Below are 13,334 nucleotides of genomic sequence, written 5' to 3'. Positions count from 1 at the left end.
GCCCGAAGAACCGCAGGGCAACCGATCGATCAGCTTGGACCCGAAGGCCGGGCGTCATTCCACCACGTTCGGATTCACCGGGTCGTCCGACATCCAGGTCTCCTCGTCCTCTACGAGGTAGTCGGGGCGACTCCGCTTCTTCTCGTCGTCCTTCCGCCCCCGGTCGGCGCTGCCCATCGGGACCATGGGCGTCTGCGTCAGCGGGCTGCCCGTACCGGCTTCCGGCCGGATCCGCCCGCGCGCTCCGACGCCCGAACCGCCCTCGGTGAAGGCCTGCTTGCCGCCGCTGCTCTTCCCCGAGTGGTCCCCGACACCGACGACCGTTCCGCCGGCTCGACCGGCCGCGCCCTGGGAGGCGCCCCTACCCCCGGCGGAACCCGCACCGACGACCCCGCCGCCGCCCACACCCGGCATGCCCTCAGCGCCGAAGATCGCACCAGTGCGTCCGGCTCCGGTCCGACCCGGTGTTCCCTCTCGGCCACCGCGCACGGCTTCCGGCCCGGCCTGCCCGGTCCACCCACCGCCCGGTGCTTGCCTGTCCGCGGGGCCGAAGGACTGCGGGATCCCGCTCGGGTGAGGGGTTCCTCCCCCGATGCCGCCCTGTGGCGCGGCGGGCTGGGTAACGGGGCTGTTGGGCAGGGACTGGCTTCCGCCGTTCCCCGGCGAACCGAGGATCGACGTACCACTCCCTCCGGACGGCGACTGCCCACCGGACGTCGGTGGCGTGGGAACGGCGCCGCCGTCCACGACGGTCCCTGCGCCGAAGCTCGCCGGAGCGGCCTTGGAGGGCGGCATGGCGACCCCGCCCTTGACGCCCGGGTCGGAGGGAGCCGACGGCGCCTTCGAGAACGACGAGCTTGTCGCCTGTGGGTTCGAGCGTGTGGCGCCACCCGTCCGGGGATCCGCCACCGACCCATCCTGAGGCCGGGCCGTCGGCACAACACCGGCACCCGAACCAATGTTGCCGACACCCGCGCCGCTGAGGAAGCCGCCCACGGCCGCATAGCCGCCCGTGCCTGCGTCGTCCTCCGGGAAATCCCTGTCCTCGTGCTTCCCGCCTGTACGTGGTGGCGGGGGAGGCGGCGGGGGCTTCAGCATCGGGGCCGCGGTGCGGTAGTGCATGGCGAGGGTCTGCAGGACGGTGGCGGCTTCGGCCTTCTTCTGGTCGGCGACGTTGGTGCGGGATTCCTCGTCGTCGGCGCCGAAGAGGGAGGAGGCGGTGTCGCCGACCGCGTCCGTGAACTGGGCCCAGCCGCTGGGCTCCTCGGGCATGTCGCGCTTGGCCTTGGCCATGGCCTCGGAGACGGCCTTGAGGGTGATGGCCGCGTCGTTGGCGTAGGAGGCGGTGGTGTTGATGGTGGTGGCGAGGTGCAGCATGCGGGTGTGGAAGGCGTCGCTGGTGCTGCCCTCCCAGGAGGTGGCGGCCTCGGTGCTGGCGCGGGTGAGGGTGGCGCGGATGGCCTTGAGGGTGTCGGCGGCGCGGCGCCAGGGATCGGCGGCGGCCATCACCTCGCCGGGGTTGAGGGCCTGGACCATCCGGCGGAGTTCGGCGTGGCTGTAGCTGCCGAAGTCGGTGTACGTCATCGGACGCCCTTCCCGTCGTCGTGCTGGGCCGGCGCGGTGGTACGGGCGTAGGCGGCGACGCTGCCGGTGGAGGGGTTGGCCACGGACCAGCCGTCGTCGCCGAGCTTCAGCTTGGTCTTGGTGTGGTGCTCCTGCTCCTCGTAGTTGGTCGCGGTGAGTTCGGCCTTCTTCTGGGCCTCGTCGACCGCGTCCTGGAGCTGGTTGAGGACGTCGCGCAGGCCGTCGCGCATGGTCTGGTAGCGGCCGTGCAGGTCGACGGCCTCGGCGAAGGTGCCGAGCGCGTTCTTGCCGATGCCGCTGCTGCCGTGGGTGGCGTTGCCGTCGGCGTGACGCTGGAACTCGGCGAGCAGCAACCGCACCTGGGCGGCGAAGGCGCGCAGTTGCTCGACCTCGACGCGGTAGCCCCGCCCCGTCCCGCCGGTCGATCCCGTTCCGTTTCCCGTTGCCACGTTCGGCGCCTCCCCCGTGCGTCCGGCCGGTGTCTCGCTGACGGTTCTGGTGAGCCAGTCATGTCTAACACACGGGCCGCTCCTGGTGTGCCGTCAGTTCACGTCCGATACCCGGCTCGCGGCGGTGAGGGCGCGCCGGCAGAGCGAGTCGGCGTGCCGGGTGGTCTCGGGGAGGCGGTAGCGGGGGGTGAGGCCGAGGGTGGCCTCGACCGCCTCGGCGAGGCCGATGCGGTGGCCGACGGAGACGAAGACCGGTTTGACGCCGGGCCGGGTGCGCAGGGCGCGGCCGACCTCCTCGCCGGTGGCCGGGTCGGTGAGCGGGGTCGAGTCGCCGCGGGCGGGGCCGGGTGCGCGGTGGTCGAAGGTGAACGGGGTCTTGGCCACGCCGAGGGTGCGCAGACCGGTGAGGACGCCGAGGTGGCTGGCGAGGCCGAGGCGGCGCGGGTGGGCGAGGCCGTAGCCGTCGCAGACCACGGTGCCGGGGCGGTGGGTGAGGGCGGCGAGGGCGTCGAGGACGGCGGGCAGTTCGCGGAAGGCGAGCAGGCCGGGGATGTAGGGGAAGGCGACGCGTCCGGTGGCGGTGGCCTCCTCGACGACGGCGAGGGTGGCGCGGTCGAGGACCACGGCGGCCGCGACGACGAGGTCGCGGGCGTCGTCGTAGGCGACGTCGACGCCGGCGATCAGCCGGTCGTCGCCGTCCGGAGCGGCGGCGTCGCCGATGGCGCCGGACGGCCGGACGAGCGGGCGCAGGCGCTCCTGTTCGGCGAGCGCCTCGGCCTCGGTGGTGGGCCAGTCGGCGGGGACGGGCACGGCGGTTCCCCCTGGGTGCGCGGAGCGGTGGTGCGGTCGGGGCCACGGTACCGAGCGGGGCGGACGGCCCCGGACGCGGCCGGCCGGCGCGCGGGGTTCCGCACGCCGGCCGGGACGGTCGGCACGAAGGGGGCCGGGGCGGCCGGCTCAGGCGGTGGAGACCACCACCGTCTTCGCGGACTTGTCGTGGATGCACTGCCGGTACGGCTTGTCGAAGACGCCGAAGAGGCCGTCGATGAGCCACCAGAGCCCGGCGCAGCAGAGCACGGCGGGCAGGATGAAGACCGCCGCCCTGGTCCAGGCGGCCGACGGGGTCGGAGAGTTGCCGTCGACGAGCATGGCGACCCGGATCTTCATGGCCTTCTTGCCGAGGGTCTGGCCGTCCCGGCTGAGCATCAGGCCCTCGTAGACGAGGTAGAGCGCGCAGGCGAGCCAGAAGGCGCCGGCCGAGCCGGAGCGGTCGGAGAGGCTGGCGAACGGCAGCACCAGCAGGACGGCGACGATCTGCACCAGCAGGTAGTCGATCAGCCGGGCGAGGATCCGGTTGGGCCAGCTGCCGAGCGGGGGCATTCCGGGGACGGGGCCGCCGCCGGGCGCACCGTACCCGGCGGGGCCGTAGCCGGGCGGGGGCTGGTCGTACGGCGACTGGCCGTAGGGGTTCTGGCCGTGGGGCGGGCCGGCGGGAGCACCGCCGTAGGTGCCGCCGTACGCGCCGGGGCCGCCGTCCGGCGGCGGGGTGCCGTACGGGTCCGACGGCGCACCTTCCGGCGTGCCGCCGCCCGACTGCGGGGGCTGCTTGCCGAAGGAGGGCTTGCCGCCCCCCTCCGGCTCGGGGCCTGAGGGGTTGTAGGTGCTCATGCCCCGAGTAGAACATCACGCATTGTACGAACTTGGGATATTGACTCCGTTTTGTCCGACAAGACCACCGGACGGGAGGCCGGCGGCGCCTCAGACCCGGACCACCCGGGTGCGGGCCGCCCGGTCCTGCCAGCCGCGTCGCGCCGGGCGGTCGAACAGCGGCCAGAACAGGCCGACCACCAGCAGCACCGAGAGCTGCCGGACCAGCCAGCGGACCAGGGAGCGCCCGATCCCCGGACGGGCCGGGGCGCCGGCCGCCGTCCTCCGGGCCACCGCGACCACCCGGATCCGGGCGAGCCGCTTGCCGAACGTCTGGCCGGTGCGGGCGGTCGGCAGGACCTCGTAGAGCAGGCCCACGAACAGCAGGATGCCGAGCAGGACGGCGGCCTTGCCGAGCACCGTGCCGTCGATCAGCCAGACGTCGATCTGGCGGTGGGTGAGCCGGCTGGCCATCCGGGCCTGGTCGAGCTTGCGCTGGAGGTGGGCCTCGACCGAGCGGCCGAGCGGGACGCCCGCCGCGACGGCGACCACGGCCAGGACGGCGGTGTCGACCAGCCGGGCGGCGAGGCGGCGGCCGAGCCCGGCGGGCCGCTGCGGCGGCGCCACGGCGCGGCGGCGCGCGGCGGGGGACGGGCGCCGGACCGGGGCGGCGGGCCGGGTGGCGGACGGCTCGCGCGGGGCGGGTGCGGCGGGCGGGGCCGGTTCGGCGTCCTCCGCGGCCTCCGTCACGGCCCCCGCCGTCGCGGGCGGATCCGGCGACGCGGCCGGAGCCAGTGCCGGAGCCGGTACCGCCGGGCCGGAAGCCGGGGCCGGAGCCGGTACCGCCGGGCCGGAAGCCGGGGCCGGAGCGGACGGCGGGTCGGCCGGATCCTGGACGCCCGCCCGCTCGGGCGCGGGTGCCTCGGCGGGCGGCTCCTCCACCGGACCGGGCAGCGCACCCCAGGACACCCAGCGCGACGCGTCGTCCGCCTCCATCAGCCCGCGCTGCGCCCGGGGATCCGCCTGCCACCCGGCCGGCTCCGGCCCGGGCTCCGGGACCGGCTCGGGCTCCGGCACGACCTGCGGCACCTGCTGGAACTCCCGCCCCGCCCCCGCGCCCGAAGGCTCCGCGACCAACGACGCCCGCTCCCCGCCCCGGCGGAAGACCGGCCCGTTCTCCGGCACCACGAAGGTGAACGACGCCCCGCCCCCCGTCTGGTCCAGGTACACCGGCCCGCTGTCCCCGCCGGACGACGAGCGCCCGGCGGACTCCCCCGCCGGCTCGGCCGCCACCGGCGGCGGCACGTACCGCCCGGCCCCGGCCCCGCCGGCCGCCGCGCCCGGGCGGCGGGTCGCGTACCGGGGCGGTTCGAGCACCTCGCCCTCGACCGGGGCGGGCCGGCTGGTGCCGGGCACCCAGGCCGAGCCGCCCCAGTAGCGGACGAACCCGGGGATGGAGGGGTCGGGGTAGTAGCCCGGCGCGGGGCCGGCGGCCGTGTCCGTGCTGCCGCCGGCGAGGGGCCGGTCCGTCATGGGGGCTCGCTTTCCTGGCAGGCCGATGCGGCGCGCCCGGCGAGGGGTGCGCGACGGTGGCACGGGCGGCCGGGTGGCTCCGCCGTCGGCGCGCGAGGAGGTGCCGCCGAGGAGGCGGACAGTCGCCGGTCAGTCACAAAGGGTAGTACCTCGGCGGGTGGGCCGAGTGAAGTTGGCCATTCACCGGACAGCCCGGGGCCGCCCACGGTAAGGAAGACGGCGCGTACGCCCGACCACGCGCCCGCCGTCCCGCGTTCACCACTCCCCGACACCACCGGCGACGGATCTCCGCGAGAAATCCGAGAAATCCCGGAAACCCGTGTAAGAGCGCCCCCGGGCCGCGCTCTTCAAGGTCACAGGGCCCGAACGCGGGCACGAACCGCAGGCAGGAAGGAACCGATCATGGAGCGCCCGACGAGCGTGGTCGAGCACGAGCTGGAGCTCAACCTGGTGCTCTCCCCCGAGCACAGCGTCCCCGTGCCGGCCCGGCTGTCGTACGGCAGCCACGACCCCTACGCCGTGCACATCACCTTCCACCTGGACACCGGCTCGCCGGTGACCTGGGTGTTCGCCCGCGAGCTGCTGGTGGAGGGCACCTTCCGGCCCTGCGGCCAGGGCGACGTGCGGATCTGGCCGACGCGGTCGGGCCGCCGCAGCGTGCTCTGCCTGGCGCTGAGCTCGCCGGCCGGGGACGCGCTGCTGGAGGCACCGCTGCCGGCGGTGGCCGCCTGGCTGGAGCGGGCGCACCGGCTGGTGCCGCCGGGCAGCGAGCTGGCCGCGCTGGACATGGACGGCTCGCTGGCCGAGCTGCTCGCGTGACCTCCGCGAGGCCCACGAGGCCCGCGAGGCCCGCGAGGCCCGAGACGGCCGCGAGGTGCGTGACCCGCCGTCCCGCCCCCGGCGGCCCGGCCGATTCAGCGGGCCGCGGGGGCCTGCTGACGCTCGCGCGCGGAGTCCGGCCGTCCGCCGCCGCGCTGACCGGGCAGCGGCGCCGTCGGCGCACCGGCCGCCAGGCGCCGGGCGCGGACGCGTAGCGCGGCGGCCAGCAGGAAGCAGATCCCGGCGATCGGGTAGACCGAGGTCGGGATCTGGCGGAGCGGCGACAGCTCCAGCACCAGCGCACCCTGCGGCTTGGCGAGCCACATCGCGAACGACAGGAAGGCGACCAGCGTGGCGGCGAAGGCGGCCCGCCAGCGGACCTTCCGGACGGCGGCCGGACGGGCCCGTTCGACCGCCGCCTCGCAGCCGAGCAGGACCAGCACCGGCAGGCACCAGACCCAGTGGTGGGTCCAGCTGATCGGCGAGATCAGCACGGCGGTGACGGCGGTGCAGCAGACGCCCCAGGCCTCGGAGCGCGACAGCCAGCGCGCGCTGCGGGCGGCCCGGGCGGCGACGCCGAGGCCGGCCACCGCGACGACGGCCGCGGCCACGGTGGCGACGGTGCCCGGTTCGGCGGTGTGCAGCAGCCGGGCGACGGCGCCGCTGAGCGCCTGGTTGTCGACGATCTCGGTCTTGCCGACCCGCGAGGAGTCGTAGAGGTACTTGGTCCAGAAGCCCCAGGTGGCGTCGGGCAGCACGAGCGCGCCGAGCAGGAAGGTGCCGAGGAAGGTCGCGCCGGCCACGAAGGCGGCCCGGACGCGGCCGGTGAGCAGCAGGTAGACCGCGAACAGGCCGGGGGTGAGCTTGATGCCGGCGGCGATGCCGATCGCGACGCCCTTGCTGCGGCGCCCGTCGGGCCGGGTGAGGTCCCAGAGGATGAGGCAGGCCAGGGCGAGGTTGATCTGCCCGTAGCGCAGGGTGGTGTAGACGGGTTCGAGCCAGACGCCGGCGCCGGTGACCAGGATCACGCCGATCGCGCGCAGGTCCCGGCGCGGCCAGCCGACCAGCTTGAACGACAGGTGGGTGAGCAGCGCGAGCAGTCCGAGGTTGCAGAGCGTGACCGCGACCCGCAGGAACGGGATCGGGAACCAGGTCGTCGGCACGAAGAGCATCGCGGCGAACGGCGGGTAGGTGGCGGGCAGGTCCCACTGCGTGACGCGCAGGGCGTAGAGGTCCTCGCCGTTGGCGACGGCGGCGCCCTCGGCCCGGTAGACGATCATGTCGACCATCGAGGTGTGCGCGAAGTGCCGGACCACCGCGTAGGCGAGCAGGGAGAACAACGCGACCGCGGAGACGGCCAGCAGCGGCCGGCGCGGGGCCTCGCGCAGAGCGCGCAGGGGCGCGCCGAGGGCGGTGCGCAGCCGGTCCGACAGGGGGGCGGGCGCCTGGTCCGGTGCGGGGGGCACCACGCCGCGCTCGTCTTGCACCGCTGTCACTCTTCGCTCCGTCCGCCGGTCGGCCAACCAGCGACGATACCCGATGCCCCGTGGCGGGCCCGGATCGAGTCGGTGACCGAGAGTAACCACCTGGAATGTGGTGCCGGCCGGCCGTGCCCCGTTGCGGTCGGGGCACGGACGGCCGGAGTCTGTGGGGCGGGGGTCAGCCGGTGTAGGCGCCGAGGGCCCGGGTGAAGTCCAGCGGCTGCTGGGCGATCGAGCTGCAGCTGGCGTCGGCGTACGGCTTGGCGCCGCCCTCGCAGGCCTTGTCGCGGGTGCCGGACCACATCGACAGCCAGGCCAGGTGCTTGCTCTTCGCGAAGTCGGCGAGCTGCTTGGCGTCGGCGACGGTGAAGACCTCGCTGGCGACGTCGTTGACGCCGATCATCGGGGTGACCGCGACCTTGCGCCAGGCGGCCGCGTCGTCGATGCCGAGCACGCTCTTCACCTGGGCCTGGGTGGCGGTGGCCGCGGCGATGGCGTACTTGCCCATCTGGCCCTGCGGGTTGGGGGCGACGCCGTCGCCGAAGTCCATCGCCATGACGTTGACCGCGCTGATCGCCACGCCGTTGTTCCTGGCGTCGGCGATCAGGTTGACGCCCTCCTGGGTCAGGCCGGAGGGGAGCACGGGGAGGGTGAAGGAGACCTCCAGGGCCTTGCCCTTGGCGGCGGCGTTCTTCTGCAGCTGGGCGATGGCCTGGGCACGGCGGGTGTTGGCGGCGGCGTTGGCGATCGCGCCGCCCTCGACGTCGAAGTCGACCTTGGTGAGGCCGTAGGCGTCGACGGTCTTCTGGTAGACGGCGGCGAGCTCGGCGGCCGAGGAGCAGGCGAGGGCCAGCTCGCTGCCGTTGGCGCCGCCGAAGGAGACCCGGACGTCGCCGCCGATCGCGCGCAGGGCGCCGATCTGGGCGGCCACCGCGTCGGCGGCGAGGTCGCTCACGCCGCCCCACTTCGGGGTGCAGCCGCCGCCGGAGACGACGAAGGCCAGGTTGAAGTCCTTGACGCCGGTGGCCCTGGCGGTGGCGACCAGGTCGTAGGGCGGGTAGAGCGAGGTGTCGACGAACGGGCTGAAGCCGGCGCCGCCGGCCGGGGCGGGGGTGCCGGTCGCGGTGGCGGTGGGCGCCGGAGTGGTGGGGGCGGCCGTGGTGGTGGCGGTCGCGGTCGGGGCCAGGGTGGTCGGCTGGGCGGTCGCGGTCGGGCTCGGCGCGCCGGTGGTCGGCTTGCCGGTGGCCGTGGCGGTCGCGGTCGCGGTCGCCGAAGCGGTGGCGGTGGCCGAGGCGGACGGCGAGGCGGTCGTCGTGGCGGAGGCGGACGGCGAGGCCGTGGCCGTGGTGGTCGGCCGCCCGGACGGGGTGGGCACGGTGCCGTCGCCCGGCTTGCAGGAGGCCTGGTTGATCAGGCAGTTGGCCGGCTCGGCCTGCGCGGCGCCGGAGCCCTGGGCGACGAAGCCGACCACGATGCTCTTGCCCGGCTCCAGCCGCTTGCTCCAGGCCTCCGGCCGGACGGTGATGTGCTGGCCCTCGGCCGTGAAGGTGGCGTTCCAGAGCGAGTCGATCTTCGCGCCGGCCGGCAGGTCGAAGGTGAGCGTCCAGTCCTCGATGGCGCCGCTGTCCGGGTTGGTGACCAGGTACTGGCCGGTGAAGCCGGAGTCCCAGCTGCTGGTGCGGCTGTAGACGGCGCCGAGCGAGGCGGCGCTGGCCGAGGAGGCGAGGACGACGACGCCCCCGGCGACCAGGGCTGCGGCGAGGGCCGAGGCACCGATCAGCAGGCCCTTGCGGCTGCGCCGACGGCGGCCGCCGGGACGGCGGTGGGGCTGCTGGGTCGTCATGGGGGCTTACCTCCGGGGCTGGCAGGTGTGCGGTCGGCGGGTGACCGACGCCGATGACGCTAACGGCGCCGAATGGCCGGAAACCGCCCCCTGAGCCAGGGGTAGAACTCCCTTACGGTGCGCTTAAGAAAGAGAGGAGCATGTTCCTCCCCCGGGCCCCGCAGGGCCCTGACGAAGCGCTGAAACCTTTCACCAGCAGCCCGTCGGCGGCCCCGTTCAGCGCGGGAACAGCGGCCCGCGGCCGCGGCGTCTTCCGGTCCGCGCCGGGGCGGTGCCGTCCTGCCGCAGGCGCAGCCGCAGCCGGATCTCGGCGCCGCCGAGCACGGCCGACTCGCCGAGCGCGAGGTCGCCGCCGGTGGCCTCGGCGAGCTTGCGGACGATGTCCAGCCCGAGGCCGGTGGAGCCCTCGCCGCCGTGGCCCTCGCCGCGCTTCAGCGCGGCCTGCGGGTCGGTGAAGCCCGGGCCGGCGTCCCCGACCAGCACGATCACCGAGCTCTCGGTGGGCAGCACGTCCACCGAGAAGGCGGTGCCGACCGTGGTGTGCCGGAAGACGTTGCCGAGCAGCGCGTCCACCGCCGCCGCCAGGTCGCCGCGCTGGACCGGGACGGGCGTCTCGTGCTCGGCGCCGGCCAGCTGCCAGGGGCGGCCCTCGTCCTCGGCGAGCGCCGACCAGAAGCCGACCCGCTCGCGGATCACCTCGGCGGCGTCGCAGCCGACGGTGACGGCGGGCGCGTCCTCGGGCGCCCGGCGGGCCGAGCGGATGATCTGGTCGACCTCGCGCTCCAGCTGGGACACCGCGTGCCGGGTGGCGTCGGCCGCGTCGCCCTCGCCCAGCGAGGCGGCGTTCAGCCGCAGCACGGTCAGCGGGGTGCGCAGCCGGTGCGACAGGTCGGCGGCCAACTCGCGTTCGGCGGCCAGCAGTTGGACGACCCGGTCGGCCATCGCATTGAACGCGTGGGCGGCCTCGTGCAGCTCCACGGGGCTGCCGGCGGCCTGCTTGCCCTCCACCGGCACCCGGACGGCGAGGTCGCCGGCGCCGAGCGAGCGGGCGGCGGCGGCCAGCCGGCGGGCCGAGGCGACGATCCGGGCGCCCATCCGGTCGGCGACCAGTACCGAGATGGCGACCAGCCCGAGCGCGACCCCGGAGAGCACCTGCCAGGCGGTGGCGACGCCCCGGGTGAGGTCGCCGTCGGCCACGAACACCTCGACCACGGCGGTCCGCACGGTGTCCACGGCGACCGGCTGGAGCAGCGCGAAGCCGCCCGGGACCTGCACGGTGAACGAGCGCCCCTGGCCGCCCGCGGTGGCCACATCGGCGTCCAGGGCCCGGACTTCGCCGATGGTCGCGCCGGCGGCGGGCCCGGTGGCCGAGGCGGTGGCGGTCCCCGCCGTTCCCACCGCGCCCGCCGTCCCGGGTACGCCCGCGGCGCCCACCGCCGTCCCCGCCCCGCCCGTCGCCGCGGCCACCCCGCCCGCGGCGCCGGCCGAACCGGAGCCGGCCCCGCTCGCGGCGGACTCCGCCGGCGGCAGGTGCACCGCCATCCGCCCCTGCGCACCCGCGTCCGTGGAGGCCACCGCGCGGGCGATGGCGTCCTCGTTGGTGGTGATGGCCAGCGCCGGGCCGAGCGCGGCGGCCTGCCGCTCGGCGGCCGTGAACGCCCGGTCCCGGGCGGTCTGCTGGACCATCAGGCCGAGCGGGATGAGAAAGGCCAGCGCGACCATGGTGGTCCCGGCCACGGCGGCCTTGATCAGCGCCCAGCGCAGCGAGTGCCGCAACCGCCTCATGTCCGGCGCTCCACGGGGACGGGCCCGGACCCGGCGGACTGCCCGGCCGCCTCCAGCCGGACCCCGACGCCGCGCACGGTGTGCAGGTAGCGCGGATTCGACGCGGTCTCACCGAGCTTGCGGCGCAGCCAGGACAGGTGCACGTCGATCGTCTGGTCGCCGCCGTAGGTCTGCCGCCACACCTCGGCCAGGATCTCCTTGCGCGGCACCACCACGCCCGGCCGGGCCGCGAGGAAGGCCAGCAGGTCGAACTCACGGCGGGTCAGGTCCAGCGCCCGCCCGTCCAGCGAGGCCTCCCGGCGCTGGAGGTCGATCGCCAGCCCGCCGACCCTGAGCACCTGGCTGACCGGGGCCGCCCCGCCGCCGAGCCGGCGCAGCACGGCGGCCATCCGGGCACTCAGGTGCTCCCCGGAGAACGGTTTCACCAGGTAGTCGTCGGCCCCGTCGTTGAGCAGCCGGACGATCTCCGCCTCGTCGTCGCGGGCGGTGGAGATGATGACCGGGACGTTGGTCAGGCCACGGATCATCTTGAGTGCCTCGCTGCCGTCCAGATCCGGCAGGCCGAGGTCCAGGATGACCAGGTCGCAGCCGACCTGGGCGACCTCGCGCAGCGCCTCAAGTGCCGTGCCCACGCTGCGGACCGCGTGGCCGGTGTCGGTCAGGTGGCGGATGAGGGCGGATCGCACGAAGGGGTCGTCCTCGACCACGAGCACTGTTGCCATGGGGCTGCACGGTAGCCCATCGGCCCCGATTGGTCTGTACCTCGGGTTGGTTCGCGCCGGTCTGTGCGGGGCTGGCCGGAGTTGTGCAAGTTCCCTGCGGAAGTACCGGGGTGCCCGCCGGTGCGGCCGGGAGATACGGCAGGATGTGCGCACGATGCGGAACGGACTGGTACAGCTCGGCGCCTGGGCGGCGGCCACCGGGGCGGCGGTGGCGCTGTCCTGGCTGGGCGTGCACGCCGTGCTGACCGGCGCCGCGTTCGAGCGGCCCACCGCGCTGCCGCTGCCCTCGCCGGCGTCGGCCGACGGTGCGAGACCCACGCCGACGCCCTCGGCGACGCAGCCGCAGCCGGCCAACCGCACCGAACCGGCCGCGACGCCGTCCACCGGCCGGGCGTCGGCACCCCCGCCCCGGCCGAGCACCCCGGCCACCCCCGCCACCCCCGCGGCCCCGTCGAGCGCCGCGCCGGCCCCGACGCGCCCGGCCCCGGCCACCAGCACCACGTCCTCCGTGCACAGTTACCCCGTCCCGGGCGGCCGGGTCGCCCTGGACCTGCAGGCCGACCACGCCTCGCTGGTCTCGGCCACGCCGGACTCGGGATGGCAGATGCTGGTCTGGAACGGCCCGCAGTGGATCCGGGTGGACTTCACCAAGGACGACCAGGCCAACTCGGTGATCGTCTCCTGGAACGGCTACCCCCCGAGGGTCGACACCGTCGTGCGCTGACCGGGCCGGTCACCAGCGGTCGAAGGGCACGTAGCCGGGCAGGTAGGGCCCGCGGTAGCGGGAGCGGTCGACCAGGGTGTGCCTGGTCCCGCCGGGCACCCCGATCGCGGCGAGCACCACGGTGCCGTGGGCGTCCCGCACCTCGTAGGGCTCGGCGAGCGAGGCCGCGCCCCGGTCGACGGCGTAGTCGTACGCGTAACAGACGTCCGGCACCGCGACCGCGAGGTCGATCACCCCGTCGCCGTGCCGGGCCAGGTGCCCGGCCAGTTCGCGGCCGCGCGGGCCGATCTCCTGGACGAGCGAGGTCAGCACGAATCTGGTCCCGGGCGCCCGCAGCACGTAGGAGACCGTCTCCGGCTCGCCGGTCTCGGGCCCGGCGTACGCGGTGCAGCGCAGCCCGAGCGCCACCGAGTACCGGCGGGCCGCCCGCTCGGCGTCGCGGACGGCGAAGACCACCGCGTCGGCGCGGCCCATCGGGAGCAGCCCCGGCTCCTCCGGGCCGGCGGCGCCCGGGCCGGCCGGCTCCGGGCCCGGGGCGAGCAGCACGCGTTCGGCGGCGGTGTCGGTCATGTCAGCCCTCCCGGCCGGGGTACGGGACCACGGATCGCCCCCGGCACGCCGGTGTGGGGACGGGTGCACGGGGTTGTGGCTGGAGGGTGGCGCCGAGCCGACTTCCGCGCAACTGTTCCGTTTCCTCCTGGTCAAGCTGTGCTCCGGGGCGGGAGAATCGGGCGCACCGCTGTACAG

Annotated in this window: 12 protein-coding genes; 2 read left to right on the top strand and 10 right to left on the bottom strand. The window is 75.4% G+C overall.

Features of this window, described 5'->3' with window-relative positions; all coding sequences use genetic code 11:
- Nucleotides 1–54: 54 nt before the first annotated feature.
- The 5 genes from ABTX81_RS15070 to ABTX81_RS15050 all read right to left on the bottom strand — a co-directional run bounded on the left by ABTX81_RS15070 (nt 55) and on the right by ABTX81_RS15050 (nt 5,213).
- On the bottom strand, nt 55–1,536 hold the full coding sequence (locus tag ABTX81_RS15070; protein ID WP_502892782.1) for a WXG100 family type VII secretion target: 1,482 nt from the start codon (nt 1,534–1,536) through the stop codon (nt 55–57).
- Nucleotides 1,537–1,580: 44 nt separating this feature from the next.
- Nucleotides 1,581–2,033 (bottom strand): DUF2563 family protein, encoded by a 453-nt coding sequence (locus tag ABTX81_RS15065; protein WP_350544735.1) that lies wholly within the window; start codon nt 2,031–2,033, stop codon nt 1,581–1,583.
- A 93-nt stretch (nt 2,034–2,126) separates the two neighbouring features.
- Complete coding sequence (locus ABTX81_RS15060) at nt 2,127–2,843, bottom strand: endonuclease V (RefSeq protein WP_350544733.1); 717 nt, start codon at nt 2,841–2,843, stop codon at nt 2,127–2,129.
- 147 nt (nt 2,844–2,990) lie between these two features.
- A complete protein-coding gene (locus ABTX81_RS15055; RefSeq protein WP_350544731.1) occupies nt 2,991–3,701 on the bottom strand; it encodes an RDD family protein in 711 nt (236 codons plus the stop codon).
- 90 nt (nt 3,702–3,791) lie between these two features.
- Entirely contained in the window at nt 3,792–5,213 is a 1,422-nt protein-coding gene (locus ABTX81_RS15050) for an RDD family protein (protein ID WP_350544729.1), read from the bottom strand.
- Nucleotides 5,214–5,615: 402 nt separating this feature from the next.
- On the opposite strand from ABTX81_RS15050, the gene ABTX81_RS15045 reads away from it, so the two are divergent.
- Nucleotides 5,616–6,032, top strand: coding sequence for an SsgA family sporulation/cell division regulator (locus tag ABTX81_RS15045; protein WP_350544727.1), 417 nt, complete (start codon nt 5,616–5,618; stop codon nt 6,030–6,032).
- Nucleotides 6,033–6,127: 95 nt separating this feature from the next.
- On the opposite strand, the gene ABTX81_RS15040 is transcribed toward ABTX81_RS15045, so the two are convergent.
- The 4 genes from ABTX81_RS15040 to ABTX81_RS15025 form a co-directional block, all read right to left on the bottom strand.
- The gene (locus tag ABTX81_RS15040; RefSeq protein WP_350544725.1) at nt 6,128–7,528 is read right to left on the bottom strand and encodes a glycosyltransferase 87 family protein; all 1,401 of its coding nucleotides are present in this window, start codon (nt 7,526–7,528) and stop codon (nt 6,128–6,130) included.
- 163 nt (nt 7,529–7,691) lie between these two features.
- The gene (locus ABTX81_RS15035) at nt 7,692–9,356 is read right to left on the bottom strand and encodes a glycoside hydrolase family 18 protein (RefSeq protein ID WP_350544723.1); all 1,665 of its coding nucleotides are present in this window, start codon (nt 9,354–9,356) and stop codon (nt 7,692–7,694) included.
- Nucleotides 9,357–9,572: 216 nt separating this feature from the next.
- Nucleotides 9,573–11,141 carry a sensor histidine kinase gene (locus tag ABTX81_RS15030; protein ID WP_350544721.1) on the bottom strand — a complete coding sequence of 523 codons (1,569 nt, stop codon included), beginning with the start codon at nt 11,139–11,141 and terminating at the stop codon, nt 9,573–9,575.
- Entirely contained in the window at nt 11,138–11,863 is a 726-nt protein-coding gene (locus tag ABTX81_RS15025; RefSeq protein WP_350544719.1) for a response regulator transcription factor, read from the bottom strand. Before ABTX81_RS15025 ends, ABTX81_RS15030 begins: the two co-directional genes overlap by 4 nt.
- A 154-nt stretch (nt 11,864–12,017) precedes the next feature.
- On the opposite strand from ABTX81_RS15025, the gene ABTX81_RS15020 reads away from it, so the two are divergent.
- Entirely contained in the window at nt 12,018–12,587 is a 570-nt protein-coding gene (locus ABTX81_RS15020; RefSeq protein ID WP_350544717.1) for a hypothetical protein, read from the top strand.
- Nucleotides 12,588–12,596: 9 nt separating this feature from the next.
- Here ABTX81_RS15020 and ABTX81_RS15015 read toward each other — a convergent pair whose 3' ends face one another.
- Complete coding sequence (locus tag ABTX81_RS15015) at nt 12,597–13,157, bottom strand: VOC family protein (RefSeq protein ID WP_502892779.1); 561 nt, start codon at nt 13,155–13,157, stop codon at nt 12,597–12,599.
- Nucleotides 13,158–13,334: the final 177 nt, after the last annotated feature.

The organism is Kitasatospora sp. NPDC097605, assembly GCF_040302725.1.
In the GTDB taxonomy this organism is placed as follows: Bacteria; Actinomycetota; Actinomycetes; order Streptomycetales; family Streptomycetaceae; genus Kitasatospora.
The sequence above is the reverse complement of the archived record's forward strand: the minus strand, read 5'-3'. Positions and strand labels throughout refer to the sequence as shown.